We start from the raw sequence: 26,088 nt of genomic DNA on the forward strand, positions 1-26,088 counted from the left end.
GGCCTGTTGTTCTACCGCTTGCTGCAGCAGGCCGTGGTCACCGACCCCTACACCTATGCCGACGTGGTGCGCAAGGCTCCACGCGTCGCACAAAACGGGGTAGCATCATTACTGGATGGATATCCAGTATAAAGTCTCGACTGGAGCTAAGCGGATACCCCTTATATACGTACAGTAAAGGAGTTGCACATGGTCCCGCTGATGGGCAGGAGGACGCCGTGTCCCCGTCGGTTTTGAAACAGGCCACACCGGTTTGGCCGAGCGCCGTGTGGCGGGCCGACCAGCTGGGCAGCCCGGTGGCGCGCGCCTGGCCCAGCGGCTTCGACGCGCTCGATGCCGAACTGCCTGGCGGCGGCTGGCCAGGCCATGGCCTGACGGAGTTGCTGGGGCCGGTCGGCGGCGCGTTCGAGTGGCGCCTGCTTGGGCCGTGGCTGCGCCAGCCGTCGGTGGCGGCCCGTCCGGTGGTGCTCGTGGGGCCGCCGCATCCGCCGCATCCGCCGGGCTTGCAGCACGCAGGCCTGGCACCCGGCCGGTTGGTCTGGCTGCGGGCCGACAGCGCAGCCGAGCGCCTCTGGAGCGCCGAGCAATTGCTCAAGGGCCGCACAGGGGCGGTGCTGGTGGCCTGGCTGCCGCAGGTGCGCCCGGCGCAGTTGCGCCGTCTGCAGGTGCTGGCCGCTGCCTGTGAGGCGCCGGCCTTCGTGTGCCGGCCCGAAACGGCTGCACGCGAACCGTCGGCTGCGCCGTTGCGCCTGCGCGTGGGGTTGGGGCCCGATTGGGCTCTGACGGTCGATGTCTTCAAGCGCAAAGGGCCGCCGCTGGCGCGTCCGCTGCGTCTTGTGTCGGTGCCCGGTGGGCTGGACGCGGTGCTACCACCGCGGCTCGCACAGCCCGCCCGTGTGCCGGTGCCGATGGTGGAGGTTGCCGATGTGGTGGTGCGCCCTGTGCCTGCCGCCGGACACGCCCTGCACTGAGCTGTCGTGGTGGGCGCTGGGCTTCACGCCGCGCGTGACCTGCGTTGACGAGGCGGTGCTCATGGAACTGGCCGCCAGCGCACGCCTGTTCGGCGGCCGGCGTACGCTGCGCGAACGGGTGCAGGTGCAGGCGCTGTCGCATGGGGTGACGCAGGTCGCCTGGGCGCCCAATGGGCTTGCGGCACTCGCGCTGGCACGCGCCGGGCAGACCGACAGCGGCACGCTGACCCTGGCCGATGCGCTCGATGCGTTGCCACTGGGCGTGCTGAGTGCTGCGCGGCCGCACGAGCGCACACTGGCCCAGGTCGGTTGCCGCACGCTGGGCGCCTTGCGCCGGCTGCCGCGTGAGGGGTTGGGCCGCCGCTTCGACCAGGCGCTGTTGCACGCGCTCGACCAGCTCTACGGCCTGGCGCCCCAGGCGCACGACTGGGTGCGCCTGCCCGAAGTGTTCGAGGCCCGGCTGGAGCTCATGGCACGCGTGGACGACGCTGCGGCGCTGGTGTTCGGGGCGCACCGCCTGCTGCAGCAGATGGCACTGTGGCTGGGCGCCCGGCGCAGTGGCGTGACCGCGTTCACCTTGCGCTGGGCGCACGATGCGATGCGATCCCGCGAGGTCGGCCCGACAGATGAGCTCACCGTGCGCACCGCCAGGCCTTCGCGCGACGTCAGCCACCTGCTCCGTCTGCTGGCCGAGCACCTGCACCACGTGCGCCTGCAGGCACCGGTGGGCGAGCTCTGGCTGCACGCGACCGACGTGCAACCGTTGCGGGAAACCAGCGCCTCACTGCTGCCGGATGCGGGGCAGGAGGGAGAGACCCTGCCGCGGGTGATCGAGCGCATCGCGGCGCGCCTCGGGGCAGCGCGCGTGCTGCGCCCGCTGCTGGTGGCCGACCACCGGCCCGAGGCGATGTGTCGATGGCGGGCGGCCGATCGGTGGGCCGATGCGCCGCTGCCGCACCACAGCGCCCCCATCAGCGACACACCGCAGCCGGGCTTTCTGCTGCCCGAGCCGCTCAAGCTGGTGGTGCGCGGGCATCGGCCGCTCTACCTGGGTGAGCTGCGCCTGCTGCTCGGGCCGCAACGTATCGAAGGCGGCTGGTGGGACCGCGACGAGGCGCGTCACGACATGCGTCTGGTGGTGCGTGACTACTGGATCGCCTTCTCCGGGCGGGCCGGCCTGCTGTGGATCTTCCAGACCCGCGCCACCGATGGCGCCGAGCCGGCCTGGTACCTGCACGGCTTTTTCGCCTGAGGTGGCCCATGCCCGACACCCTGCCGGCCTACGCCGAGCTGTGCTGCCTCTCCAACTTTTCCTTCCTGCAAGGCGCCAGCCACCCCGAGGAGCTGGTGGCGCGCGCGCACGCGCTGGGCTACAGCGCGCTGGCCATCACCGACGACTGCACCATGGCTGGCGTGGTGCGCGCGCACGTGGCGGCCAAGGCGCACGGGCTCAAGCTGCTCATCGGCAGCCGCTTCGAGGTCGATGACGGCGAGCACGGCCGCTTCGCGCTGGTGTTGCTGGCCACCACGCGCGAGGCCTATGGCCACTTGTGCGGTTTCATCACCCAGCTGCGTCGGCGCTCGCCCAAGGGCACGTACCACCTGGCGCGGCATGAAATCGACGCCACCGCGTTGCCCGGCTGCCTGGCCATTGCGCTGCCGGCGCGCCACGCGCCGCAAAGCGCGTGCGACGCGATCGCGCGCTGGCTGCTGCAGCACTTCATCGGGCGCTGCTGGCTGGGCGTGGTGCAGCGCCGCGCCTTCGACGACGAGCTGCACCTGCACCGCCTGCGCGAGAGCGCTGGCCTGTGCGCCGTGCCGCTGGTGGCCGTGGGCGACGTGCGCATGCACCAGCGTTCGCGCAAGCCGCTGCACGACGTGCTCACCGCCACCCGCATCGGCCGTGCGCTCACCGACTGCGGTTTTGCGCTGGCCGAAAGCGCCGAGCAGCGCCTGCGCTCGCGCCTGCTGCTGTCGCAGCGCTTTGCCCCCGGGCTGCTGGCCGAAACCCTGAACGTGGCGGCGCGGTGTCACTTCTCGCTCGACGAGTTGCGCTACCAGTACCCCGCCGAACTCGTGCCCGCCGGTCACACGCCCACGAGCTGGTTGCGCCAGCAGGTGTTCGAAGGCGTGGCCCGCCGCTGGCCCGCCGGCGTTCCCGCCGAGCGGCTGCAACAGATCGAACACGAGCTCGCGCTGATCGCCGAGCTGCGCTACGAGCACTACTTCCTCACGGTGCACGACATCGTGGCCTTTGCGCGCAGCCGCCACATCCTGTGCCAGGGCCGCGGCTCCGCGGCCAACAGCGTGGTTTGCTACTGCCTGGGCATCACCGAGGTGAACCCCGACGAGATGACCATGCTGTTCGAGCGCTTCATCTCGCGCGAGCGCCGCGAGCCGCCCGACATCGACGTCGACTTCGAGCACCAGCGGCGCGAGGAGGTGGTGCAGTACCTCTACGCCAAATACGGGCGCGACCGCGCCGCGCTCACCGCCACCGTCATCTGCTACCGCCCGCGCAGCGCCCTGCGCGATGTGGGAAAAGCCCTGGGCTTCGCGCCCGACGCGCTGCACGCCCTGGCGCGCGGGGTGCGCTGGTGGAGCGAAGGCGCGATCGAGCGCGAACGCCTGGTGGAGGCCGGCCTCGACCCCGATGCGCTGGCGGTGCGCCAGCTGGCCGAACTCACCGCCGAACTCATGGGTTTTCCGCGCCACCTGTCGCAGCACACCGGCGGCTTCGTGCTCACCAGCGGGCCACTCTCCAGCCTGGTGCCGATCCAGAACGCCGCGATGGCCGATCGCACCGTGATCGAGTGGGACAAGGACGATCTCGATGCGCTCGGCCTGCTCAAGGTGGACGTGCTCGCGCTGGGCATGCTCACCGCCATCCGCAAGGCGCTCGATCTGGTCGGCCGCCGGCTCGGGCGCCCCTTCGGCATGCAGGACATCCCCGGTGGCGATGCGGCCACCTACGACATGATCTGCGCCGCCGACACGGTGGGCGTGTTCCAGATCGAGAGCCGCGCGCAGATGAGCATGCTGCCGCGCCTGCGGCCGCGCGTCTTCTATGACCTGGTGATCGAGGTCGCGCTGGTGCGGCCAGGGCCGATCCAGGGCGGCGCGGTGCACCCCTACCTGAACCGCCGCCAGGGCAAGGTGCCCGTGGACTACCCGAAGAACCTGGAGAAGGCGCTGGACCGCACGCTGGGCGTGCCCGTGTTCCAGGAGCAGTGCATGCAGATCGCCATGATCGCGGCCGGCTTCACGCCCGACGAGGCCGACGGCCTGCGCCGTGCCATGGCCGCGTGGAAGCGCAAGGGCAGCCTGGGGCAGTACGAGGCGCGGCTGCTGCAAGGCATGGCCGAGCGCGGCTACGACGCCGGGTTCGCGCGCGGCGTGGTCGAGCAGGTCAAGGGCTTCTCCAGCTACGGTTTTCCCGAGAGCCACGCCGCCAGTTTTGCCAAGCTGGTCTATGTGAGCAGCTGGCTCAAGTGTCACCACCCGGATGCCTTTCTCGTGGCCCTGCTCAACAGCCAGCCCATGGGCTTCTACAACCCGCGCCAGCTGGTGCAGGACGCGCGCCGCCACGGCATCGAGGTGCGGCCGGTGGACGTGTTGCACAGCGACTGGGAGGCGGTGCTGGAAGCCACCGGAAAAATGGAATCTGACCCCAACAAGGAATCTGACCCCAACAAGAAGGCGGTGCGGTTGGGGTTGTGGCTGGTGGATGGGTTGGGCGAAGCGGTGGCGCGGCGCATCGTGGGGGCGCGGGCGCAGGGTGGGTTTGACAGCGTGGCCGATCTGGCGCGGCGGGCGCGGTTGGGGCGGCGCGAGCTGGCGCTGCTGGCAGCGGCCGATGCCTTGCAGTCGCTCAGCGGGCACCGGCGCCAGCAGGTGTGGGCGTCGGCGGCGCTGCAGGCCGCGCCCGCCTTGCTGCGCGACGCGCCGGTGGACGAGGCACCGCTGGCCTTGCCCGAAGCGCCGGAGGGCGAGGCCGTGGTGTGGGACTACGCGAGCCTGGGGCTCACGTTGCGCAGCCACCCGCTGGCGCTGCTGCGCCCGGCGCTGCAGCGCCGCCGCCTGCAGAGTGCGGCCGAATTGCGTGCCGCGCCCGATCGCCGTCTGGTGCGCCACGCCGGCATCGTCACCCTGCGCCAGCAGCCCGAAACGGCCAGCGGTGTGGTGTTCGTGAGCCTGGAGGACGAGACCGGCGTGGTGCAGGTCATCGTGTGGCGGCGTATTCGCGAGCGCTTTCGCCAGGTGCTGCTGCAGTCACGCCTGCTGGCGGTGTACGGCCACTGGCAGCGCGAAGGCGAGGTGGGCAACCTGATCGCGGGCCACCTTGAGGACCTCACACCGCTGCTCGGCCAGTTGAGCACCAGCCAGAGCCGCGATTTTCATTGAGCCGACGGCGTCGCTCGCCGCATCAGCACGTCGGTGATGAAGCGCCAGTGCGCCGGCGACACCGGTGTGATCGAGAGCCGGTTGCCGCGTTTGAGCAGCAGCATGTCGGCCAGCTCCGGCTCGGCGCGCAGTTCCGCGAGCGAGATCAGCCGCGTCTTGCGCAGCGCCTGCACGTCCACCAGTTGCCAGCGCGGTGCTTCGGGCCTGGAGGCGGCGTCGAAGTAGGGCGAAGATGGGTCGAACTGCGTGAGGTCGGTGTGCGGTGCGGACGCCACCCGCGCCAGGCCCGCGATGCCGGGTTGGGGACAACTGGAGTGATAGAACAGCACGCCATCGCCGATGCGCATGGCATCGCGCATGAAGTTGCGCGCCTGGTAGTTGCGCACCCCCGTCCAGGGCACCGTGGCCTGTGGCGCAGCCAGCGCGTCGTCGATCGAGCATTCGTCGGGCTCGGATTTCATCAACCAATACTGCGTCATTGATCGAGCTCCCTGGCTGCCTGGACCGGTGGCCCTGGCACGCGCAGCCACCACAGGCAGGCCAGCGCACTGCCCACCAGTGCGCCAGACACCCACAAGGCCCCGCCGCCCCAACGTTCGACGAGCCAGCCGAACACCAGCGGCGAGAAGGCCTGCGCCACGCGCGAGGGCGCCACGATCCAGCCCTGCCGACGCCCATAACCCACCGGTCCGTAAAAGGCCAGCGGCAGCGTGCCCTTGGCGATGGTGAGCATGCCGTTGCCCAGGCCATGCAGCACCGCAAACACCGGCGCCGCCACGGCGCCCAGCGCCATCCACACCAGCACGCCGAGCGGGTGCATGGATGCCGCGAATCGCGCCGCCCACAGCGGATGAAAACGCCGCAACCCCCCGAACTCCAGCAGGCGCCCAGCCACCTGCGCCGGCCCCACCAGCGCACCGATCGCCAGTGCCCCGGCCAGTGACAAGCCGCCGGCCATCAGCAGGGCGGGCAGGTGGGCCGCCAGCGCGGTGCTGACAAACCAGGTGGCCGCGAACACATAGGCCAGCACCCAGGCCACATGGCGCTGCGCGGGTGGCGCGGCCAGGCTGCCCTGCGGCGCCAGCGCCTCCGGCGCGGGCAGCGCCTGGGTGCGCGGCAGGCTGGCGTTGAGCGGCAGGCCCAACAAGAGGTGCAACGCGGCCCAACCCAGGCAGGCGCCGCGCCAGCCAAACTGCACCTCCATCCACGCCGACAACGGCCAGCCGACAGTACTGGCCAGGCCGCCGAGCAAGGTGATGCCCGTGATCGCGCCGCGCGCCTGCTGCCCCTGCAGGCGTACCAGCGTGGCGAACGCGGCCTCGTACAGGCCCGACCCCATCGCCACGCCGATCACGAGCCAGCCCGCAAACACGGACACCGGCCCCTGCGCCAGCGCAAGCAGGACCAGGCCGGCCGCGAACAAGCCGCTGGTGCCCATGAGCACAGGGCGTCCTCCAAGCCGGTCGATGGCGCGACCCACCGAGGGGCCGACCGCGGCCGACAACAGCAGCGCGAGCGAGAAGGCCAGCCAGACCAAGCCCACGGGCACGCCCGCATCGGCCGCCATGGGCCGGACCAGAATGGCGGGCAGGTAGTAGCTCGATGCCCAGGCCAGGGTCTGGGCGGTGCCCAGTCGCAGCACCAGGGAGGTGTTGCCGTCCATGGCCTAGACGATGTCGATGGTGTGGAAGCCGAAGCGCCCGTTGCGCCGGTCGGCAAAGTAGTGCTGCAGCGTTTCGCGCACGGTGCGAAAGGCGATCTCGTCCCAGGGAATCTCGTCCTCGCGGAACAAGCGTGCTTCGATGGTTTCGTGGCCAGGGTTGAAGCGGTCACTGAGGAGCCGGGCGCGGTAGAAGAGGTGCACCTGGCCCACGCGAGGCACGTTCATGAGGGTGAAGAGCTCACCGAGTTCGATCTGCGCGCCGGCCTCTTCATCGGTCTCGCGCAGTGCACCCTCGGCCGTGGTCTCACCGAGCTCCATGAAGCCCGCGGGCAGTGTCCATTTGCCCCAGCGCGGTTCGATGTTGCGCTTGCACAGCAGCACCTGCGCGCCGTCGCTGCCCCACACGGGCACGGTGCCCACCACGTTGAGCGGGTTGTCGTAATGCACCGTGCCGCACGCCGGGCACACGGCGCGTTCGCGCGTGTCGCCATCGTCGGGCAGGCGCATCTGCACAGCGGTGCCGCAGTTGCGGCAGAACTTGGACGGCGGACGCAGCATCAGGGCAGTGTAGCGGCGGGCGTGGAGGCGAAAAAAAGGCCGGGTGATCCCGGCCTCGTGCGGCAGCAGTGCTTTACGCCTTCTTGCCGTGCTTCTCGATCAGGGCCTTGGCGGTCTCGAACAGCTTCTTGCCGTCAAAGCCACGCTTGTCCATGTCCTGCATCCATTCCACCTCGACCAGGCGCGCCTTGCGCTTGAACTCCTGCGCGTCGGCAGCGGAGATCTTGTGGATGGTGTTGCCCAGATCGGCAGCGGCCTTGCGGCCGGCCGGATCACCGCCTTGCTGCGTCTTGCCCAGCCAGCCCGAGGTCTCGATGCCGGAGTTCTTGTCGATGATGGCCTTCAGATCGGGCGCCAGGCTGTTGTACTTGGCCTTGTTCATCGCCATCACGAAGGTGGTGGTGTAGAGCGCGCCGCCGGCCGGATCGAACTCGCTGTGGAACTTGGTGAGCTCGTGCACTTTCACCGAAGGCACCACCTCCCAAGGGATCACGCAGCCGTCGATCACGCCCTTGGAGAGCGAATCGGGGATCTGCGGCAGCGGCATGCCCACGGGCGTGGCGCCCAGGTAACCCAGCATCTTGGTGATCTGGCGGGTCGGGCCGCGCACCTTGGAGCCGCGCAGGTCGTCGGCCGTCTTGATGAGCTTGCTGCGCATGTGGAACATGCCCGGGCCATGCACCTGCAGCGCGATCGGCTGCACTTCCTTGAACTCGTCCTGGGCGACGGTCTGCACGTATTCCCAGTAGGCGCGCGAGGTGGCCTCCGCGTTGTTCATCATGAAGGGCAGCTCGAACACCTCGATGCGCGGGAAGCGGCCCGGGGTGTTGCCCGGCAGCGTCCACACCACGTCGACCACGCCGTCGCGCGCCTGGTCGTACAGCTGCACCGGCGAGCCGCCGAGCTGCATGGCCGGGTAGGCCTCGAACTTGATGCGACCGCCCGAGTCCTTCTCGACCTTGTCCATCCAGGCCTTGTGCATGTTGAGCCACACGTTGGACTGCGGGGCCATGAAGGTGTGGAACTTCAGCGTGACGCTTTGCTGGGCAAAGCCGGTGAGGGCCGGCGCGCCCAGGGCGAGGGCCGCACCGGACTGGATCAGGGTTCTGCGCTGGATCATGGTGGAGGGTCTCCGTGGTGATGAACTTGGTTGAAGCCTAAATCGTGAGTGGGCCCAGCGGTGAGAGGTCAAACCCGAACACCGCCTGTCACCGCCTGTTCCCGCTCACGCCACCTTGACGGTGATCGGCACGAGGCCGTCCACGCCGCCGGTGAGGGTGTCGCCCGACACCACTGCGTTCACGCCCTCGGGCGTGCCGGTGTAGATGAGGTCCCCGGGTTGCAGTTCCCAGGCGGCCGACAGGTGTTCGATGGTCTCGGCGATGTTCCAGATCAGCTTGTTGACGTTGCTGCGCTGGCGGTCCGCGCCATTGACCTGCAACCAGATGGCGGCATTGACCACGTCGCCCGCCTGCGCAGCGGGCGTGATGGGGCCGATGGGCGCGGAATGATCGTAGGCCTTGCCGATGCACCAGGGGCGGCCCTGCTTTTTCATCTCGCCCTGCAGGTCGCGGCGCGTCATGTCCAGCCCGACCGCATATCCATAGACGTGATTGAACGCATCGGCCGCTGCGATGTTGCGGCCGCCGGTGCCGATGGTCACCACGAGTTCGATCTCGTGGTGCAGGTTCTTCGTCAGGCTGGGGTAGGGGATGGTGGCGGTCTGCCCCGCGTCGGCGACCACGATGGCATCGGCCGGCTTGAGGAAGAAGAACGGTGGCTCGCGGCCGGTGAAACCCATTTCCTTGGCGTGTTCTTCGTAATTGCGGCCGACGCAGTAGATGCGGTGCACGGGGAAGCGTTCGCCACGGCCAACGATGGGCACGGACACGGTGGGTGGTGGGGGGAAGAGGTAGCTCATGGTTCTGAGTGTGCCACCCGTCGTCAGTACTGGGTGGCCGGCAAGTGCACCACCAGGCCATCGAGTTCGGGGGTGAGTGCAATCTGGCACGACAGGCGGCTGGTGGGCTTCACCGGCGCGGCCGCGAAGTCGAGCATGTCGGCCTCGTCGGCCACCGGCGCGGGCAGGCGCGCGGCCCAGGCCTCGTCCACATAGACGTGGCAGGTGGCGCAGGTGAGGGTGCCGCCGCAGTCGGCGGCGATCTGCTCGATGCCGGCGTCGACGGCCGCTTTCATGAGGCTTTGTCCGGGAGCGCAGCGCAGTTCGCGCGTGCTGTGGTCGGCGGCGATGAGGTGGATGGTGATCATGGTGTCTGGCATCAATAGCGCGCGAAGTACTCGCGGCGCTCGAAATCGGTCTTGTCCTCGGCGGCGGCGTGGCGTTCGAGTTCCTGCTGCTTGATGCGGCAGAAGTGGTTCACCAAAGACGCGCCGAGGGCGTCCACCAGCGCGGTATCGGCCCGCAGCGCGGCCAGCGCGTCGCCCAGGTTGTCGGGGATGCGCTCGCTGCCGGCGGCGTAGGGCGCCTCGGTGCCCGCTGGTGGGACCAGGCCGCGCTTGAGGCCGTCGAGCCCGGCGTGGATCTGGGCGGCCATGCACAGGTAGGGGTTGGCTGCGGGCTCACCGAGGCGGTTCTCGATGCGTGTGGCCGCATCGCCCGCGCTGCCCACCACGCGCAGCATGGCGCCGCGGTTGTCGCGCCCCCACAGGATGGCCTGCGGCGCCAGCGCGTTGGGCCGGAAGCGCCCGAAGCCATTGACCGTGGGGGTGCACAACGGCGTGAGCGCGCGTGCGTGCGCCAGCAGGCCCGCAAGCCAGTGCGCGCCGGCCTTGCCGAGCGTGTGCAGCGCATCGCGCGGCGTGTTGCCCACCGCGGGTTCGTCGCGCACGAACACGTTGCGCCCGCTGGCCAGCTCCACCACCGACTGGTGCAGGTGCCAGCCGCTGGACATGATGTTCGGGAACGGCGGGCGGCACATGAAGGTGGCGTGATAGCCCGCGCGGCGCAGCGCCTGCCGCGCGCCGTTGCGCAGCAGCACCATCTGGTCGGCCGCGGTGAGGGCATCGGTGGCGTCGAACACGGCTTCCACCTGGCTGGGGCCGAGTTCGATCTCCAGCGATTGCAGCGGCAGACCCAGGCCCAGGGCGGTGCGCTCCACGATGCGCAGCGCCTCGTCGGCCATGTCGCTCATGGCTTCGCCTTGCAACTGGTAGCCGGGGTGGATCATCTGCACCGCGGGCGGCTCGCCCGGCCAGGCAGCGCGCATCGGGTCGAGTTGCGGCGTGGCGTCGGTGAGGCGGTAGATGTGGAACTCGACCTCCAGTCCGGTCTTGAAGCCCAGGCCTTCGCGCGCCAGCGCAGCCAGCGCGGTCTGCAGCACGCGGCGGCTGTCGAAGTCCACCGGTGTGCCGTCGGCATGCCACGGCTGGCAGCGAAGCCAGCCGGTGCCGGGCGCCCAGGGCAGTTCCACGAAGCTGGCGGGATCGGGCAGCAGCAGCAGGTTGGCCGCGCCCGCAAAGCCGGGCAGGTCGTCGGTGGCGCCGGGCTCGAACACCTTCCACGCGGTCTTGTCGGCGGTGTCCTTGAGCATCAGCGTGCCGACCATGCCCACGCCATCGCGCAGCGCGCGCACCGCGGCGTGCGGCATCAGCGTCTTGCCGCGCAGCAGGCCGTGCGCGTCGCACCAGCCCAGGCGCAAGCGCTCGATGCCGCGCTCCTCGATGTAGCGCGCCAGGCGTTGGCACGCGTCCTCGCGCGCGGCGTCGTGCACGCCGCAGCGGTGGGCGAAGCTCATTTCGCGCCCGCCAGCGCTTCGTGAGGGGCCGTCCAGGGCGCGGCTTCGCGGCGCTTGCGCACGGCGTCCTGCCACCAGGTCTGCCAGGCGCCGGTGGGCGCAAAGCCGTCGATGGTGTCGGGGCCGTGGATGTCGGCGTGTTTCGCCGCGTCGCCGATGCCGGGCGCGGTGCCGCCTTGTTCCACGGCATCGATGGCTTGCAGCAGCAGGCGGCGGTTGGCCATGATGACCTTGTCCGACGTGCCCAGGTGCTCGCGCGTGCGGTCCTGGATGGCGCCCATGCTCTCGCAGGCCCACTGGTCGTGCACGTTGATGTCGTCTTCGCCCATGCCGAGGTAGGTGCGCTCCACCTGCTCCTGCGGGTTGAAGCCCCAGTGGTTGTGGCGGCCCGTCTTGGGCTCGAAGAAGGGCAGCGTCACCGCGTCCAGGCGCGGCTTGCGCATGGCGGCCTTGTCCACCGGTGCGTCGAAGCTGGTGAAGAAGGCGTACCAGTAGTTGCGGGTGTCGTCCACCGGCACGTGCATCTGCGTGATCGTCATGGTCTCGGACAGCGGGATCACAAAGGTCTGGGGGAAAACGGCGTTGGTCACGCGCACATGCGTGAGTTCATCGTTGAGCTTGCGCAGCGCGGTGAGCTGGATGCCCCAGGGCTTGGGCTCGTGCGAGATCTCCGGACTGCCGAACTCGCGCATCACGCGCGTCATGGGCCAGCGTTCGCCCGCCACTTCGCCCGCGCTGGCGCCACGAAACTGCTTGCCGTAGGCGTCGTCCAGCGGCGCGTCATTGAAGAAGCGGTGCAGATAGGAGGCGTGTGCCGGGTCGATGCCGACCTCCAGCGACTGCAGCCAGTTGCAGTTCCAAAGGCCCTTGAAGGCGAAGGTGTGCGTGGCCGGTGCCTCGAAACAATCGAGCGCAGGCAGTGGTGGCGGCTCGCCGTCGCCTAGCCAGGCAAACAGCACGCCGCTGCGTTCAATCAATGGATAGCTCTGCTGGCGTACGCGGTTGCACAGCGTGCTGCCCGCGGGCTCGGCGGGTGTTTCCAGGCAGCGGCCATCAATGTCGAACTTCCAGCCGTGAAACGGGCAGCGCAGGCCATCGCCCTCGTTGCGACCATAGGCCAGGTCGGCGCCGCGGTGCGGGCAGTCGCGGTCGAGCAGGCCGAAACGGCCCTTCGCGTTCCTGAACAGCACGAAATCCTGGCCCAGCAGGCGCACCGGCTTGACCGGGCGCACCGCCATCGCAGGGTCGATGGCCGCGTCGAACTCGTCGAGCAGGGCGACGGGTTGCCAGTAGCGGCGCAGCAGGCGCCCACCGGGGGTACCGGGGCCGACCTGGGTGAGGCGTTGGTTGAGTTCGGCTTTCATGCGTGGCCTGTGTTGGTACCGGGGTGGGGTAAAACGGTATCCCGTTTCTTTGGTTCAGTGTACAGTCTGTGGCCATGAGCTTGCAAGAAACCGTTCTCATGCAGTTGCGCGACTGGATCCTGTCGGGCGAATTCGAGCCCGGCCAGCGCCTGGCCGAGCAACAACTGGCCGAGCGCCTGGGTGCCTCCCGCACGCCGGTGCGCGCGGCCCTGGTGACGCTGGAGCAAGAGGGCCTGGTCGAGGCCAACGAGACCGGCAAGTACCTGGTGCGTCAGTTCACGGCGCAGGAGGTGATCGACGCGATCGCGGTACGCGGGCACCTGGAAGGCATGGCCGCGCGGCTGGTGGCTGAGCACGGCGTGCCGCGCGCGCTGCAGAACGAGTTGCAGGCGGTGCTCGACGAAGGTGATCGGCTGCTGGCGGACGACCCGCTGACGCTGGCGAGTTACGCCGCCTATGCGTTGATGAACGACCGCTTCCACGCGCTCATCCTGGACGCCTGCGGCAACCGCGCGTTGCAGCGCGCCGTGGCGCTCAACGACAAGCTGCCGTTCGCACCGGCCTCGGCCATGCTGCCCATGCAGGGCGCAGTGGCACTCGACCGCGACTGGATGCTCTACGCCCACCGCCAGCACCACATGCTGTTCGACGCGCTCAAGCGTGGCGAGGGCGCGCGCGCACAGGCACTGGCCACCGAACACACCGAAGTGGCGCAGATGAACATGCGCTTGGCTCTGGAGCGGCGCAGCGAGAGCGAGCGGGTGATGCCGTTGATGAAGCTGGTGGTGGGCTGACACCACCGGCCCGCCTCAGACGCCGAGGTACTGCGCCAGGAGTTCCGGCTTGGCGAGCAACTCCGACGTCGCTCCTTCGAACACCACCTCGCCCTTCACCAGGATCACGTTGCGGTCGGTGATCTGCGTGACGTGCTTCCAGTTCTTGTCGACGATCACGCTGCTGATGCCGCTCTCGCGGATGAGCCCGCAGATGCGCCAGATCTCGCGCGCGATCAGCGGCGCCAGGCCTTCGGTGGCCTCGTCGAGGATCAGCAGATCGGGGTTGGTCATCAGCGCGCGGCCGATGGTGAGCATCTGCTGCTCGCCGCCGCTCAGTTGCTGGCCGCCGTGGTTCAGGCGCTCGGCCAGACGCGGGAAGGTGTCGAGCACGCGCTCGTAGGTCCAGTCGCGCTGGCCCTTGGTGCCCGCTCGCGCGGCCATCACCAGGTTTTCCTTCACGCTCAGGTTGCCGAAGATGCCGCGGCCCTCGGGCACATAGGCGATGCCCTGGCGCGCCACGGCATAGGGCGAGGCACCTGTCATGTCGCGGCCCTTCACCTGTACCGTGCCGCCGCTGGGTTTGACGAGGCCGATGAGCGACTTGAGCAGCGTGGTCTTGCCCATGCCGTTGCGTCCCATGAGGCCGATGGTCTGCGCCGGACCGACGGTGAAATCGACACCGCGCAGGATGTGGCTCTGGCCGTAGTGCGTGTGCAGGCCGCGGGCTTCGATGAGCATGGACATCAATGCTCCTCCCCGAGGTAGGCGGCCTGCACGCCTTCGTCATTGCGGATCTGCTCGGGCGTTCCGCTGGCGATCACCTGACCGTTGACCATCACGGTGAGCACATCGGCGAGCGCGAACACCGCGTCCATGTCGTGCTCCACCAGCATCACCGCGTGCTCGGCCTTCAGGCGCTGCAGCAGCGCCACCATCGATTCGGCCTCGGCCGCGCCCATGCCGGCCAGGGGTTCGTCCAGCAGCAGCACGGTGGGTTCGGTGGCCAGTGTCATGGCGATCTCGAGCTGGCGCTGCTCGCCGTGGCTGGTGGCGGCGGCCACGCTGTTGGCGCGCGCCGTCAGGCCGGCGAGTTCCAGCGCGCGCTCGCAACGCCGGTTCACCTCGGCCAGTCGCCCGGCCGGGCTGATCCAGTGCAGTGGGTTGAAGGGCGCATGACGCTCGCGCGATTGCGCGGCCAGTCGCACGTTCTCCCACACGGTGAAGGGCAGGAAGATGTTGGTCTTCTGGTAGCTGCGGCCCAGGCCCTGGCGCGAGATGCGCTCGGGCGGTTGGCCGGTGATGTCCTGCCCGTTGAGCCGGATGCTGCCGCTGGTGGGTGGCAGATCGCCCGAGAGCAGGTTGGTCAGCGTGGATTTGCCCGCGCCGTTGGGGCCGATGACCGCATGGATGCGGCCGCGGTGCAGGTCCACCGACACGTCGTTCACGGCCGCCAGACCGCCGAAGCGCTTGGTGAGGTTCGTTGCGGAGAGCAGCAGTTCGTTCATGCCTTCTCTCCACGCTTGGTGAAGCGCTCGATCAAGCCGAGCAGGCCGCGCGGCGCCACGATGACCACCAGCACGATGAAGCCGCCCATGAGCAGCTGCCAGTGCTTGGTCATGTCCTTGAAGACGTGCATCACGTACTCGAAGGCGAAGGCGCCGACGATGGCACCCGCGAAGTTGCCCATGCCGCCGAGGATGACCATCATGATGGCGTGCGCGCTCATGTGAAAACCCATGAGCTCGGGGTTCACGTAGCCGGTCTGCGCAGCCCACAGGTAGCCCGCCACGCCCGCCAACGCACCGGCCAGCGTGAAGGCGGTGAGCTTGTAGCCGAAGGTGCCATAGCCCACCGCGCGCATGCGGTGTTCGTTGACACGGATGCCGGCCAGCACGCGGCCGAAGGGCGAGAACAGCAGGCGGCGCAGCCCGACGTAGATGAGCAGCAGCAGCGCGAGCGTGAAGTAGTAGAAGACGAGCTTGTTGTCCAGGTCGATACCGAGCGCGGTGGCGTCGGGGCGGAAGGTCACGTAGATGCCGTCGGAGCCGCCCAGTGACTTGTTGTCGAAGAACAGGAAGAACACCATCTGCGCGAACGCCATGGTGACCATGATGAAGTAGATGCCGTGGGTGCGGACCACGAAGAAGCCGATCACCAGCGCCGCCAGGCCGGCGGCCAATGCGGCCAGCGGCAGCGACCACCACAGCGCGATGGGCGTGTCCGGCGGCGTCATGAAGGCCAGCGCGTAACCCGCAATGCCGAAGAAGGCCGCGTGGCCGAGCGAGACCAGGCCGCTCACGCCCTGCAGCAGATCCAGGCTCATCGCGAAGATGGCCAGGATCATCATCTGCGACAGCATGCCGAGGTAGAAGTCGCCGCCGTCCAGCGGCACGAACGGAAACGCCGCGAGCGCGATGGCACCCAGTGCCAGCACGAACTGGATGCTGCGCGGCAGTTTTTCGAGTTGGGCTTTTGCAGCGCTCATTGCTTGAACAAGCCTTCGGGTTTGTAGAGCAGCACGAGCGCCATCAGCATGTAGACCGCCATGCCCGCGATCTGCGGCACGAGCACCTTGCCGAAGGTGTCGACCAGGCCCACCAGCAAGGCCGCCACCAGCGCACCGCGCACCGAGCCGATGCCGCCGATGACCACCACCACGAAGCACATGATCAGCACCGAGCTGCCCATGCCGGGGTACACGCTGGCGATCGGCGAGGCGATCATGCCGGCGATGGCGGCCAGGCCCACGCCCAGCGCGAACACCACGCCGTGGATGAGGCGGATGTTCACGCCCAGCGATTCGGTCATGTCGCGGTTGAAGGCGCCCGCACGGATCTTCATGCCCAGGCGCGTCTTGCTGATCAGCAGGTACAGGCCGATGGCGAGCACGATGCAGATGCCCGACATGACCAGGCGGTAGACCGGGTAGGACAGCGTGTCGGTGAGCGGGATCGACCAGTTCAGAACCTCGGGCACCTGCACCGCGTGCACGTCGTCGCCCCAGAAGATGGAGCGCATCTCCTCGAAGATGTAGATCAGGCCGAAGGTGAGCAGCACCTGGTCGAGGTGGTCACGGTGGTAGAAGTGGCGAAACAGCAGCCACTCGAGCAACCAGCCGAAGACCACCGCCAGCAAGGTGCCGAGCACGATGGCCAGCGTGAGGCTGCCGAGCGCGGAGGTGAAGTACCACGCGAGGTAGGCGCCCAGCATGTAGAAGCTGCCGTGCGCGAGGTTGACCACGCCCATGATGCCGAAGATCAGCGTGAGGCCGGCGGCCAGCATGAACAGCAGCAGCCCGTACTGGACGCTGTTGAGCAGCTGGATGAGGAGGTTGGCGAAGTCCATGGAGTGCAGACGTCAAACCGGCGCCGCAAGGGCGCCGGCTTGCAGGGGGAAAGACGCAAGGATCAGGCCATGCGGCAGCCGGTGGCCGGATCGGCGACGGCCTTGGCGGCGATGCCGATCACCTTGTTCTCCTTGTTCTCCACGCGGCGCAGGTACATGTCCTGGATCGGGTTGTGCGCCGGGCTCATCTTCCACTTGCCGCGCGGGCTGTCGATCTCGGCACCGCGCATGGCCGCGTACAGCGCCTGCTTGTTGCCGATATCGCCCTTGACGGCGTTCGCGCCCTTGATGAGCAGCAGGCCGGTGTCGTAACCCTGCACGGCGTACACGTCGGGTTGCAGCTTGAAGGTCTTGGCGTAGTCGAGGCGGAATTTCTTGTTGCGCGGCGTGTCCAGCGAGTCGCTGTAGTGCATGGTGGTCAGCACGCCGTTGGCGGCGTCACCGGCGGCGTCGAGCACGCCTTCGGTGAGGAAGCCCGACCCGTAGAGCTGGATGCTGTTGCTCAGACCGGCGGCGTGATAGTCGCGCAGGAACTTGGCAGCGCCACCGCCCGCAAAGAAGCAGGCCACGGCATCGGGCTTGATCGAGGCAATCTCGGTCAGCAGGGCCTGGAACTCCACGTTGGGGAAGGGCAGGGCGAGTTTCTTGACGATCTGGCCGCCGGCCGCGGTGTAGCTCTGCTCGAAGCCCTCGAAGGCCTCATCACCCGCGGCATAGCTCCAGGTGATCCACACGGCCTTCTTGTGGCCGCGCTCCATCATGGGCTTGCCCAGTGCCAGCGTGGGCTGGCTGTTGGTGAACGAGGTGCGGAACACGTTGGGTGCGCATTGCGCGCGCGTGGCCACGTGCACGCCGGCGTTGGGAATCAGGCTGAGCACGCCCGATTCGCGCGCCACGCGGTGGATGCCCATCTGCACGCCCGAGTGCACCGTGCCCACGAGCACATCGACCTTGTCGCGTTGCACCAGGCGCGTGGCGTTCTCCACGCCCTTGGCCGGGTTGGATTCGTCGTCGACCTTGAAGAACTCGACTTCGCGGCCACCCAGCTTGCCACCCTGCTCGTTGAGGGCCATGCGGAAACCGTTCTCGATCGCCACGCCCAACTGCGCGAAGGTACCGGTGTAAGGCAGCATGAAGCCCACGCGCACCTTGTCGGACTGCGCGCGCACGATCTGCGGCAGCAGCAGGCCGGAGGATGCAGCGCCGATCACGGCGGCACTGCGGGTCAGGACGAGACGGCGGGTGGTCATGGTCTGGGTCTCCTGGGGGTTATGGATACGGGGCACTGTAGGTTCGTCGGGCGGTGCTTGGCGATCCTGAATTACCCTATGCGCTTCAAATCTGAAATGTTCAGAACTGAAATAAATGCGGTGTCAGGCCGGGTCTGACACGGCCAGTGCCTGGGTCAGCCATTGCCGGCACCAGGCCGCGCCGACGGCCTCGGGGTCGTCATCGCTGGAGGCGTCCAGGATCAGCGGTTCGCCGATGCGCACGGCACCCAGGTCGCGCAGCCGTTCGTCAAAGCGGCGCCCGCCGTTGGCGAAGGTCTGGGGGTACTGCAGGCTGTCGCCGAGCGCGATCAGCCCGTAACGCACATGGCCCAGGAAGCGAGGCTGGCTCTCCAGCGAGGCGTAAAACGCCTGGGCGTTGTCCGGCACGTCACCCGTGCCATAGGTGGACGAGCATATGACGTAAAGTGCATCTTCGTCGAACACGCTGGGGTCAAGCCCGTCCATCATCCGCACCTCGATGCGCTCGATGAGATCGGAGCTGTCCAATTCGATGGCTTGCGCGACGTACTCGGCGGTGCTCGTCACGGTGCCCACGAGAATGAGCAGCTTGGTGGGCGGTTGGGATGGCATAACACGCACTTTAGTGCATGTTCTCGCGGTGCATCATGGGGTAAACCCGCGAGTCATGGCCGCGTCGTTCAAGTTCCCGCAGCCTGCGCCGGGGGCGGGTCGGCCATCAGTGGTGCGGCCGCCAGGAGTTGCTCCAGCCGCTCGATGCGGTGTCGGTGCAAGGTGGTGATGGCGTAGAAGTTCTCTTGCAGTTGGGTGGAGCGGCCCACCGTCACCAGCGCACCGGTGCGCAGTTCGTCCTGCACCACCACCTCGGGCAGCACCGTGAGCCAGCCGCTGTCGCGCGCCAGCAGGCGAAGCATGGCCATGTCGTCCACCTCGGCCCGCAGGCGCGGCACGACGCCCGCGGCCACGCACAGCGCGTCGAACTGCCCGCGCAAGGCGTGGCGCGGGCCCGGCAGGGCCAGCTCCAGCCCCTCCAGATCGTCCGGCACGCGCAGGCTGCGGCCTCGCCACGTCCGGGCAGGGCCCACCAGCGAGATGGCCTGGCTGCCCAGGAAGCGGCAGTGCAGCGGCCGATCCGGATCGGAGGGCACGGCTTCGTTGGCGAGCACCACGTCCAGCTGGTGCTGCTGCAGCCGCGACAGCAGGTCCGCCAGCAGGCCGGACTCCAGCGACAGGGTGACGGTCGGGTCGGCCAGTAACGGCCGGATCCAGTTCTCCTGGTAGTTGCGCGACATGGTGGCCACGCTGCCGACGCGCAGGCGGACCATGCCCTCGCTCTGCCCCTGCAGCCGACCCAGCAACTCCTGGCCCAGGCCGAAGATGTTCTCGGCGTAGGACAGCGCCAACTGGCCGGTGTCCGTGAGCTCCAGCCGCCGCCCGCTGCGCTCGAACAGCGGGCTGCCCAGACGCTCTTCCAGCTGGCGGATCTGCGTCGACAGCGAGGACTGCGACACGTGCAGTTCCTGTGCCGCGCGCGTGAGTTGGCCGGTGCGGGCGACACGCCAGAAATAGAACAGGTGATGGAAGTTGAGCTGCTCGACCTTCATCGTTCTTATTTCAGGATGATTTCGTTCTTTACATTGTAATTTACAGAACCTTGGTTGCGCTGCAACATCGCTGCCGTCCTGACCGGAGCGCCACCGATGACCCCTGACAACGTTCTGTTTTTTGCCACCGCGCTGCTGCCCCCGCTGCTCATGCTCGCCGCCATGCCCCCTGGGCGGGTCGAGTCGGTCTGGCGCCGCTTCCACTTGTTGTCCCTGGCGGCGTTGTCGCTGACCCTCGGTGCGCTGGCGCTGCAGCTCGTGGGGGCGCCTGGCGCCGGCGGGCCCTTGCTCCCGGGCCTTGGCGCCACGCTCGTCGGCGCCTGGGTGGCCGTGCTGGTGCAACTGCTGGGTACCGTCATCGGCGTGTTCTCGTCGCGGTATCTGCAGGGTGAACCGGGGCAGGCGCGCTATGTCGCGGCGCTGGCCGGCGTGCTGGGTGCCGTGCACCTGCTTTTGCTGGCGAACCACTGGGTGGTGCTGATCGCAGCCTGGGCCGCGGTCGGGATGGCCTTGCAGCACCTGCTGTGCTTCTACGCCGATCGGCCGTTTGCGCGGCTGGCGGCCCACAAGAAGCGCGTTGCCGACCGGCTGGCCGACGTGTTGCTGCTGGCGGCCGCGTTCCTGTCCTGGCGCGAGGTCGGTTCCGGATCGTTGCCCGCCCTGTGGCAACACCTGGAGGCTGGCCCGGCGTCGCTCGCCCTGCAACTTGCCGCCGTGTGTCTGGCGCTGGCTGTGGTGCTGCGCACCGCGCTGCTGCCGCTGCACGGCTGGCTGATCCAGGTGATGGAGGCGCCGACCCCGGTGTCGGCCCTGCTGCACGCCGGCGTGGTCAACCTGGGCGGCTTCGTGCTGATCCGCTTCGCCCCCTTGCTCGAAGCCGCACCGCTGGCGCGCTGGCTGCTGGTGGTGATGGGCCTGGCCACCGCCTTGCTCGCCGGGCTGGTGATGCTGACGCGGGTGAGCGTCAAGGTGCGGCTGGCCTGGTCCACCGTCGCGCAAATGGGCTTCATGGTCATGGAATGCGCGCTCGGGCTCTACACGCTGGCGTTGCTGCACCTGATCGGCCACTCGCTCTACAAGGCCCACACCTTCCTCGCGGCATCGGGTGCGGTGGAGGAGGCCCGGCTGCGTTCGATGCGCGGCGACGCATCCCCCTCGCTGCAAAGCCTGCTGATTGCGCCGCTGGCAGCCGGCGCCATGGTGTCGTTGCTGGTGGCCTGGGCGCCACTGCCCGCCTGGCCCTGGTGGTGGAGCGCCGTGCTGGCGCTGGCCTGGGCGCCGCTGCTGTGGACGCCGGCAGCGGCCGCGCCCGACGCCGCGGAGCGTGCCAGGCGCTGGCTCACGGCCATGGGCCTGGTGGGGCTGCTGGCCACGGTGGCGCTGCTGGGCCACTCCGTTCCCTTTGGCGTGCAGGACGCGCCTCACACCGCCGCGGGGCTGGTGGCGTCGGCCGGCATGGCGGTTCTCTATGCATGCCTGGCCGCCATGCAGGCCCGCCCGCAGGCGCTGGCCACCTGGCGCCGCTGGAGCTACGCGGGCTTCTACGTCGACGAATACGCCACACGGGCGGCGTTGCGCTGGTGGCCAGCGCGCTGGATGCCCGCCGCGAACGATTGACCCGCAACACAAGGACGCACCGATGGAAACCTGGATGACACCGCGCGCCGATGGCGATCGCCTGGCGCAACGGGCGCTGGCGCACCCGCTGCCCTCAGCCGCGCAGGCCGACTGGAACGAACGCATCGACGCCGCCTGTGCGCAGGCCTGCCGCGCCATCGCACCGGCCTGGCCGCTCGACCAGGCCATTGCGGTCAACCCGCACTGGGAGCGCGTCGAGCGCAGCGTGCGCAGCGTGGCCGCGCGCATGGCGGTGCTGGGTGGCGTCGCTGTCTTTCCACCGCGCCAGCGGCTGCGCGAGGCGTGGCATTCAGGGCGCATCACCGAGGCCGATCTCGCCGAGGCGCTGTCGCGACTGGCGCCCGAGCGCGATCACGCTCTCGATGCGGCACAGGCCATCGCCGCGCTGGGCGCCATGCCCGCGCTGGAACGCCTGCCGCTGTTGATCGACGTGCTCGATGACGACCCGACCGGGCACACCCGGCTGCCGTGGCGCCAGGCCATCACCCACCAGGTCAGCCAGGTCTGCGCCGCTTACTTCGATGAACACCAGGCCGACTGGGCGCCAGAGCGCCGCGGCGGCCTGTATGCCTTCTGGCGCGACACGCTCACCCACGACCACGGCATCGGCCATCTGATGGGCTTGCCCCACATTGCCCGCGGCCTGGCCGCCTTGCCCGCCACCCGCGAGGACGCGGAGCGCTGGGTGTTGCGCCGCCTCGGTCTGCCCGAGGCCTGCTGGGCCGACTACCTCGAGGCGGTGCTGCTCACCGTGAACGGCTGGGCTTCGTGGTGTGCTTACCTGGGCTGGCAGGCACGCCTGGCAGGTGGCGATGACGGCCACCTGCGCGACCTGCTGGCGATCCGCCTCGCCTGGGGCGCCATCCTGCTGGAATGCCGCGACGACGCGGCGGCCCAGCGGGCCTTTGCCGCGCTGCAGGCGCGCTGGGCCCTCGCACCCGCACTGCTGGCGCAGGCCGAACACGCGCTGCGGGTGGACGAGGTCTGGCAGCTCGCTTTCGAGATCGGCTATCAGCGCGGCCTTGTGCAGCGGCTGGCGGCGGTGGCGCCACTTGCACCCGCAGCCCATGAAACGCCGGCGGTGGAGGTGCAGGCGGCCTTCTGCATCGACGTGCGCAGCGAGCCGCTGCGCCGGGCGATCGAGTCGGTCTGGCCCGCCGTGCAGACCATCGGTTTCGCGGGCTTCTTTGGCCTGCCCGTGGCGTACACCCCGCTGGCCACATCCGCGCGCCGGCCACAACTCCCCGGCCTGCTGGCGCCCGCTGCGGAGGTGACCGACCGCGTGGCCGACACGGTGGCGGACTTCGGCCCGCAGGGCGATGCGCTGCAGTGGCAAGCGCAGCGGGCCCGGCTGGGCCGCTTCTCGCGCACGGCCCAATGGGGGGCGGGGAGTCGCTGGCCCGGCGCGGCGTTCTCGTACGTGGAGTCGGTGGGCGCGGGCTACCTGGGCAAATTGGGGCAGTGGTTGCGTCCGTCGGCCGCGCCGCGCGCATCGCTGGATGGCGAGGGTCTGCCCCCGCGCTATCGCGCCGTGTGCCGCCCCACGCTGGCGGGGCTGGACCTGTCGGCCAAGGTCGAGCTTGCCGCCCGTGTGCTGCACGCGATGGGGCTGGACCGCGGCCTCGCGCCCCTGGTGCTGTTCGTCGGGCACGGCAGCCAGAGCGCCAACAACGCGCAGGCCGCCGCGCTGGATTGCGGCGCCTGCTGCGGCCAGAGCGGCGAGGTCAATGCCCGGGCGCTGGCCGGGTTGCTCAACGAGCCCGCGGTGCGGGAGGGCTTGCGCCAGCGCGGTATTGCCGTGCCGGCCGACACGGCCTTTGTGGCGGCATTGCACAACACCACCACCGACGAGATCGAACCCTTCGACCTCGACCTGCAGGACGAGGCGGCCCGCACGCGCTGGTTGCGGCTGCAGACGGCTCTTCAGCACGCTGGCGACCAGGTGCGCCGCCTGCGCGCCAGCTCGCTCGGCCTCGATCCGCGCGCACCGCACGCCACCTTGCTGGACCAGCTGCGCCGCCGCGCCAACGACGGCGCACAGACCCGGCCCGAGTGGGGCCTGGCGGGCAACGCGGCCTTTCTGATCGCGCCGCGCGCGCGCAGCCTGGGTGCCGTGCTGGACGGGCGCGCCTTCCTGCACGACTACGACGCAACCAACGACCCGGATGGCAGCGTCCTTGAGCTGCTCATGACCGCGCCCATGCTGGTGACGCACTGGATCAACTGGCAGTACCACGCCTCCACCTGCGATCCGCAGCGCCTGGGCAGCGGCAACAAGCTGCTGCACAACGTCGTCGGTGGTCGCATTGGTGTGTTCGAGGGCAACGGCGGTGACCTGCGTATCGGCCTGGCGCGCCAGTCGTTGCACGATGGCGAGCGCTGGCTGCACGAGCCACTGCGTCTGACGGTGGTGATCGATGCCGCGGCCGATGCCATCGAACGCGTGATCGGCCGCCACGAGGTGGTGCGCCGCCTGGTGGACAACGGCTGGCTGCACCTGTGGCGTTTCACCGCCAACGGTGGGGTGGCCCGGTACGAACGAGGCGTGTGGCGCGCGGTTGAAGGCTGAGCGCGAAACGGGGCCCCGGCCACGGGTTGGCCTGCCCGGAGGGACTCGAACCCCCGACCTGCTGCTTAGAAGGCCAAAAATCCAGGCTTTCTAAGCCGTTGATCTGTCTAAAGTTTTCGGCATTTCGGCCGAAATTCGAGGTCAACGGGGACAATTTGGGGACAGTTCGCAGTATGAAATTCAGTGCGACCGCATCGAAGAGGGGCCTTTCATGGCCTCGGTGAAGCAGCGTCTCAGCGGGACTTGGCAAGCAAAGGTCCGTCGCCTGGGGTTCCCCGATCAGTCCAAGACGTTCGCGCGAAAGACCGACGCGGAAGCGTGGGCGAGGGCGGTTGAGCGGGAAATGGACGTGGGCAGTTTTGTTTCGAGGAACAAGGCAGAGAACACCACGTTCGGCGAGGCCGTCGATCGCTACCTGGCTGAGGTCGTGCCCAAGTTTCGGGCGCAGCGTCAGCCCACCAGCATGTTGCTCAAGTTGAAAGAGCGTTTCGGCGAGTACTCGCTGGTGGCCATCCAGCCATCGATGCTCGCGGCCTATCGTGACGAGCGGCTTCGAGCCGTTGGTCCCCAGACCGTGACCCACGAGCTGGGGCTGGTCAACCGGGTCTTTAAAGCCTGCCAACTCGATTGGGGCATCCCGCTGCCGCAGGGCATCCCGACGGCGGGCATTCGTAAGCCCAAGTTGCCGCCCGGCCGAGATCGACGCCTGGAGGGTGACGAGGAGGCGATCCTGCTGCGGTCGCTCGGTCAATTGGGAACTCCCTGGATGAAGGCTGCTTTCGTTCTGGCCGTTGAAACGGCAGCACGAAGGAGCGAACTGCTTTCCCTGGCCTGGCAGGAGGTTGACCTGACGAGGCGTGTCGCTCGCATTCGAGGGGTCGATGGTCGCGCCACGAAGAACGACCAGCGCTACCGCGATGTGCCGCTGTCCACGCGAGCGGTGGCGACACTGGCTCAACTGCCGCGTTCAACGACCGGTCGGGTGCTGCCCATCACCGCGGATGCGCTCGACTCGGCCTGGGATCGCCTGATCGCCCGATGCCGGCGCGAGCACGTTCATGGCGTTCTCACCAGGAAGCTCGAAGAACAGGGGATCGACGCGGCACGAGAGATTCGGGCCTTGGTCTACAAGAAGCGGGCCCCGCTGGACATGACGCTGAAGCTGCTCGCAGAAGTCGAGCGGATGGAGATTCGGTTCCTGGATCTGCATTGGCATGACCTTCGGCACGAAGCGGTCTCGCGCTTGGCCGAGCGCCTGCAAATGCACGAACTGATGAAGGTCACGGGGCAGAAGACCGCCAAGATGGTCGCTCGCTACTACCACCCACGTGCCGAGGACCTTGCTGCGAAGCTGGGCTAGCTAGATGCGTGCCTTGCGGAGACTGAAGCTCATTGAATGGCGCCTTCCAAATAGAATGAACGACCTCTGTGTGACAGTGGACCTCAACCTCGAAAGATCTCATGTCTGCGGCGGACTACCTCAAGCTCTTCATGCTCTTTGGCATCGCGATCGGCATCGTGCTGAATCGGCGGTTGGCGCGATCGAGCGTCGCGCTTCGAATCGCGAACAAGCGCTACGTTGACCAAACCGATCGCATGTTTGCTCTGAAAGACTGAGCGGTGCCGAGAGCACGAAAGGCGTGCTCCTCGGATTGCCGTGAGGATTTGCGCGCGATTTCGCGGTGCGCTTCCCATCCGCAGGAAATGGATCCTGGCTAGGAGGCGGATTTATGTATGGGACCATTGAGGCAGAGGCTCCCCACGGCTCAAGGCGAGCATCGAGCGCGAAGCCAGCTTCATGAATTTGAGGGTTTGCCACATCGTGCTGGGCTTTGAGACATCCCTCAGGCCGAGGTCGTCCACCATGCGCTCCAGTTCCGGATCCAAATACTCGGCGTACCGCCACTCGGGCACGTCCATCTGAGGTTCCACTTGGCGCAGCCGCATCTTGAGCAGATCGCGACCAAACGCTGTGGCGAGGAGCCAGTGCGGTGAAGTCCTTGCGGAAGGCTCCGGGGTGAAGTTTTCACGGAAACCTGCCGCGGTCAGGGTGGACTCTTTCAGGTCGGTCATCTTCTGGCCTCATGTCTGATGGGATGACTACCAGCCTCGCACGGCTGCTCGTGATGTCAATGGTCACCACAAAAGAAAAGGACCGGCGCGCCGGACCTCTCTATTGCAGCAATGGCTA

General features: G+C 68.4%; 24 protein-coding genes. 8 read left to right on the forward strand and 16 right to left on the reverse strand.

Features of this window, described 5'->3' with window-relative positions:
• Positions 1-218 precede the first annotated feature (218 nt).
• Genes imuA through M3149_RS06735 form a run of 3 tightly spaced genes read left to right on the forward strand, consistent with a single transcriptional unit; the run spans position 219 to position 5,375 of the window.
• On the forward strand, positions 219-971 hold the full coding sequence (gene imuA / locus M3149_RS06725) for a translesion DNA synthesis-associated protein ImuA (protein ID WP_251708567.1): 753 nt from the start codon (positions 219-221) through the stop codon (positions 969-971).
• Positions 925-2,223 (forward strand): Y-family DNA polymerase, encoded by a 1,299-nt coding sequence (locus M3149_RS06730; RefSeq protein WP_251708568.1) that lies wholly within the window; start codon positions 925-927, stop codon positions 2,221-2,223. Before imuA ends, M3149_RS06730 begins: the two co-directional genes overlap by 47 nt.
• Before the next feature lie 8 nt (positions 2,224-2,231).
• Positions 2,232-5,375 (forward strand): error-prone DNA polymerase, encoded by a 3,144-nt coding sequence (locus M3149_RS06735; RefSeq protein WP_251708569.1) that lies wholly within the window; start codon positions 2,232-2,234, stop codon positions 5,373-5,375.
• On the opposite strand, the gene M3149_RS06740 is transcribed toward M3149_RS06735, so the two are convergent.
• The 8 genes from M3149_RS06740 to M3149_RS06775 form a co-directional block, all read right to left on the reverse strand.
• Positions 5,369-5,854, reverse strand: coding sequence for an EVE domain-containing protein (locus M3149_RS06740; RefSeq protein ID WP_251708570.1), 486 nt, complete (start codon positions 5,852-5,854; stop codon positions 5,369-5,371). The genes M3149_RS06735 and M3149_RS06740 overlap by 7 nt on opposite strands.
• Positions 5,851-7,038, reverse strand: coding sequence for an MFS transporter (locus M3149_RS06745; protein ID WP_251708571.1), 1,188 nt, complete (start codon positions 7,036-7,038; stop codon positions 5,851-5,853). The genes M3149_RS06740 and M3149_RS06745 overlap by 4 nt, the downstream gene beginning before the upstream one ends.
• A gap of 3 nt (positions 7,039-7,041) precedes the next feature.
• A complete protein-coding gene (locus M3149_RS06750) occupies positions 7,042-7,596 on the reverse strand; it encodes an NUDIX hydrolase (RefSeq protein WP_435370730.1) in 555 nt (184 codons plus the stop codon).
• A 73-nt stretch (positions 7,597-7,669) separates the two neighbouring features.
• Positions 7,670-8,716: a TRAP transporter substrate-binding protein gene (locus M3149_RS06755; RefSeq protein WP_251708572.1), complete on the reverse strand. Its 1,047-nt coding sequence runs from the start codon at positions 8,714-8,716 to the stop codon at positions 7,670-7,672.
• A 105-nt stretch (positions 8,717-8,821) separates the two neighbouring features.
• The gene (locus tag M3149_RS06760) at positions 8,822-9,517 is read right to left on the reverse strand and encodes a fumarylacetoacetate hydrolase family protein (RefSeq protein WP_251708573.1); all 696 of its coding nucleotides are present in this window, start codon (positions 9,515-9,517) and stop codon (positions 8,822-8,824) included.
• 23 nt (positions 9,518-9,540) lie between these two features.
• Positions 9,541-9,864 carry a 2Fe-2S iron-sulfur cluster-binding protein gene (locus M3149_RS06765; RefSeq protein WP_251708574.1) on the reverse strand — a complete coding sequence of 108 codons (324 nt, stop codon included), beginning with the start codon at positions 9,862-9,864 and terminating at the stop codon, positions 9,541-9,543.
• An 11-nt stretch (positions 9,865-9,875) separates the two neighbouring features.
• The gene (locus tag M3149_RS06770; protein WP_251708575.1) at positions 9,876-11,351 is read right to left on the reverse strand and encodes a glutamine synthetase family protein; all 1,476 of its coding nucleotides are present in this window, start codon (positions 11,349-11,351) and stop codon (positions 9,876-9,878) included.
• Entirely contained in the window at positions 11,348-12,715 is a 1,368-nt protein-coding gene (locus M3149_RS06775; protein WP_251708576.1) for a Rieske 2Fe-2S domain-containing protein, read from the reverse strand. Before M3149_RS06775 ends, M3149_RS06770 begins: the two co-directional genes overlap by 4 nt.
• A gap of 74 nt (positions 12,716-12,789) precedes the next feature.
• On the opposite strand from M3149_RS06775, the gene M3149_RS06780 reads away from it, so the two are divergent.
• On the forward strand, positions 12,790-13,509 hold the full coding sequence (locus tag M3149_RS06780; RefSeq protein ID WP_251708577.1) for a GntR family transcriptional regulator: 720 nt from the start codon (positions 12,790-12,792) through the stop codon (positions 13,507-13,509).
• A 15-nt stretch (positions 13,510-13,524) separates the two neighbouring features.
• On the opposite strand, the gene M3149_RS06785 is transcribed toward M3149_RS06780, so the two are convergent.
• The 7 genes from M3149_RS06785 to M3149_RS06815 all read right to left on the reverse strand — a co-directional run bounded on the left by M3149_RS06785 (position 13,525) and on the right by M3149_RS06815 (position 19,690).
• On the reverse strand, positions 13,525-14,235 hold the full coding sequence (locus tag M3149_RS06785) for an ABC transporter ATP-binding protein (protein WP_251708578.1): 711 nt from the start codon (positions 14,233-14,235) through the stop codon (positions 13,525-13,527).
• Positions 14,235-14,996 (reverse strand): ABC transporter ATP-binding protein, encoded by a 762-nt coding sequence (locus M3149_RS06790; RefSeq protein ID WP_251708579.1) that lies wholly within the window; start codon positions 14,994-14,996, stop codon positions 14,235-14,237. Before M3149_RS06790 ends, M3149_RS06785 begins: the two co-directional genes overlap by 1 nt.
• Positions 14,993-15,976 carry a branched-chain amino acid ABC transporter permease gene (locus M3149_RS06795; RefSeq protein WP_251708580.1) on the reverse strand — a complete coding sequence of 328 codons (984 nt, stop codon included), beginning with the start codon at positions 15,974-15,976 and terminating at the stop codon, positions 14,993-14,995. The genes M3149_RS06790 and M3149_RS06795 overlap by 4 nt, the downstream gene beginning before the upstream one ends.
• Positions 15,973-16,836, reverse strand: a complete 864-nt coding sequence (locus M3149_RS06800; protein ID WP_251708581.1) for a branched-chain amino acid ABC transporter permease — start codon at positions 16,834-16,836, stop codon at positions 15,973-15,975. Before M3149_RS06800 ends, M3149_RS06795 begins: the two co-directional genes overlap by 4 nt.
• Positions 16,837-16,898: 62 nt before the next feature.
• Entirely contained in the window at positions 16,899-18,086 is a 1,188-nt protein-coding gene (locus tag M3149_RS06805; RefSeq protein WP_251708582.1) for an ABC transporter substrate-binding protein, read from the reverse strand.
• Between the two features lie 123 nt (positions 18,087-18,209).
• A complete protein-coding gene (locus tag M3149_RS06810) occupies positions 18,210-18,698 on the reverse strand; it encodes a flavodoxin domain-containing protein (protein ID WP_251708583.1) in 489 nt (162 codons plus the stop codon).
• Between the two features lie 68 nt (positions 18,699-18,766).
• Positions 18,767-19,690, reverse strand: coding sequence for a LysR family transcriptional regulator (locus M3149_RS06815; RefSeq protein ID WP_251708584.1), 924 nt, complete (start codon positions 19,688-19,690; stop codon positions 18,767-18,769).
• A 96-nt stretch (positions 19,691-19,786) separates the two neighbouring features.
• Here M3149_RS06815 and M3149_RS06820 point away from each other — a divergent pair, with 96 nt between their 5' ends.
• The 4 genes from M3149_RS06820 (at position 19,787) to M3149_RS06835 (ending at position 25,514) form a co-directional block, all read left to right on the forward strand.
• Positions 19,787-21,307: an NADH-quinone oxidoreductase subunit L gene (locus tag M3149_RS06820; RefSeq protein ID WP_251708585.1), complete on the forward strand. Its 1,521-nt coding sequence runs from the start codon at positions 19,787-19,789 to the stop codon at positions 21,305-21,307.
• A gap of 22 nt (positions 21,308-21,329) precedes the next feature.
• Entirely contained in the window at positions 21,330-23,897 is a 2,568-nt protein-coding gene (locus M3149_RS06825) for a YbcC family protein (protein WP_251708586.1), read from the forward strand.
• 211 nt (positions 23,898-24,108) lie between these two features.
• Positions 24,109-25,257 (forward strand): site-specific integrase, encoded by a 1,149-nt coding sequence (locus tag M3149_RS06830; protein ID WP_251708587.1) that lies wholly within the window; start codon positions 24,109-24,111, stop codon positions 25,255-25,257.
• 101 nt (positions 25,258-25,358) lie between these two features.
• On the forward strand, positions 25,359-25,514 hold the full coding sequence (locus M3149_RS06835; RefSeq protein WP_251708588.1) for a hypothetical protein: 156 nt from the start codon (positions 25,359-25,361) through the stop codon (positions 25,512-25,514).
• A gap of 111 nt (positions 25,515-25,625) precedes the next feature.
• Here M3149_RS06835 and M3149_RS06840 read toward each other — a convergent pair whose 3' ends face one another.
• Entirely contained in the window at positions 25,626-25,970 is a 345-nt protein-coding gene (locus M3149_RS06840; protein WP_251708589.1) for a hypothetical protein, read from the reverse strand.
• Positions 25,971-26,088 lie beyond the last annotated feature (118 nt).

The sequence above is a fragment of the Hydrogenophaga intermedia genome (assembly GCF_023715105.1).
Taxonomy (GTDB): domain Bacteria; phylum Pseudomonadota; class Gammaproteobacteria; order Burkholderiales; family Burkholderiaceae_C; genus Hydrogenophaga; species Hydrogenophaga intermedia_A.